2 protein-coding genes are annotated in these 1,498 nt (G+C 56.9%); both read right to left on the bottom strand.

Annotation, left to right across the window (positions count from 1 at the left end):
- The coding region (locus tag ACXRVY_RS28625) for a tyrosine-type recombinase/integrase (protein WP_458238908.1) at positions 1-491 on the bottom strand (491 nt) is incomplete at its 3' end.
- A 194-nt stretch (positions 492-685) separates the two neighbouring features.
- The coding region (gene ychF, locus ACXRVY_RS28620; protein WP_458238907.1) for a redox-regulated ATPase YchF at positions 686-1,498 on the bottom strand (813 nt) is incomplete at its 5' end.

Raw genomic sequence — 1,498 nt, 5'->3', positions numbered from 1 at the left:
GGGGTGATGCTTTTGATCGGCCACAGACCGATCTTGGGGAAAACTACACGCTCGAGCATTTCCAGTCGTCTGACCTTGGTGATCTCTTCCCAGTCTTTCAGTGCAAGCCATTCCTTTGCAACAGTCTCAAAGGTGGTGGCGTTGTCCTGCTGCTGTTTGATGCGAGTGAGTTGCCGATGTCGGGCGGGATTGATGCCTTGCTTCACCAGGTCTCGGGCTTTGACGCGTTCGTCGCGTGCTTCTGCCAGGGTAAAGCGTCGACCTTTGCGCCGGGCCAAGGCGTCTTCATCACTTTCGCCACGGGGCGGAATTGCATAGTCGCCAACAGCAAAGGTGTTTTCTTTGGTGGTGTCCCCAGTGCGTATCGCAAAGCGGTAGCGCCACGCTTTGGTACCGTTGGGTTTGACCTCAAGATACAAGCCCTTTCCATCGGTGAGCTTGTAAGGCTTGTCCTTGGGCTTTGCGGTGCGGCATTGGGTATCGGTGAGCATGGTCTGATCTCCGGGTTCCCGCCATACCCGGTTTTCAAAACCGGCTTAGGGGCGTCGTACCCGGAATATTAGCCAACCAACGCTCGGATCTCAATGGATGAGGGTGGTGGTGCTTAAACGCAAAACCCCCGTATCATCTAATGATTACGGGGGTTTTGAGGTCCATCAAGCTCCGTGGAATTCCACGGGGGCCGTCACACGTTGAAACGGAAATGCATCACGTCGCCGTCTTTGACGATGTAATCCTTGCCTTCCAGGCGCCATTTACCGGCTTCCTTGGTACCGGCTTCGCCCTTGTACTGGATGAAGTCGTTGTAGGCGATCACTTCGGCACGGATGAAGCCTTTTTCGAAGTCGGTGTGGATCACGCCAGCGGCTTGTGGTGCGGTGGCACCGACGCGGACGGTCCAGGCGCGGACTTCTTCGACACCGGCGGTGAAGTAGGTCTGCAGGTGCAGCATTTCGTAGCCGGCACGGATCACGCGGTTCAGGCCAGGCTCTTCGAGGCCCAGGGCTTCGAGGAACATGTCTTTCTCTTCGCCGTCATCGAGCTCGGCGATTTCCGCTTCGATCTTGTTGCACACCGGAACAACCACAGCGCCTTCTTCTTCGGCGATGGCTTTGACGATGTCCAGCAGCGGGTTGTTCTCGAAACCGTCTTCTGCGACGTTGGCGATGTACATGACCGGCTTGGTGGTCAGCAGGTGGAAGCCCTTGATCACCGCTTTTTCGTCGGCGCCCATGTTCTTCATCAGAGTGCGCGCCGGCTTGCCTTCGGTGAAGTGAGCGATCAGTTGCTCCAGCAGGCCTTTCTGGACCACTGCATCCTTGTCACCACCCTTGGCGTTGCGCGCGACTTTCTGCAGTTGCTTCTCGCAGCTGTCGAGGTCGGCGAAGATCAGTTCCAGGTCGATGATTTCGATGTCGCGTTTCGGGTCGACGCTGTTGGAGACGTGAATCACGTTCTCGTCTTCGAAGCAGCGGACTACGTGGGCGATGGCATCGGT

The sequence above is a fragment of the Pseudomonas sp. P5_A2_2 genome (assembly GCF_054177685.1).
This window is presented reverse-complemented; position numbering and strand designations above follow the sequence as displayed.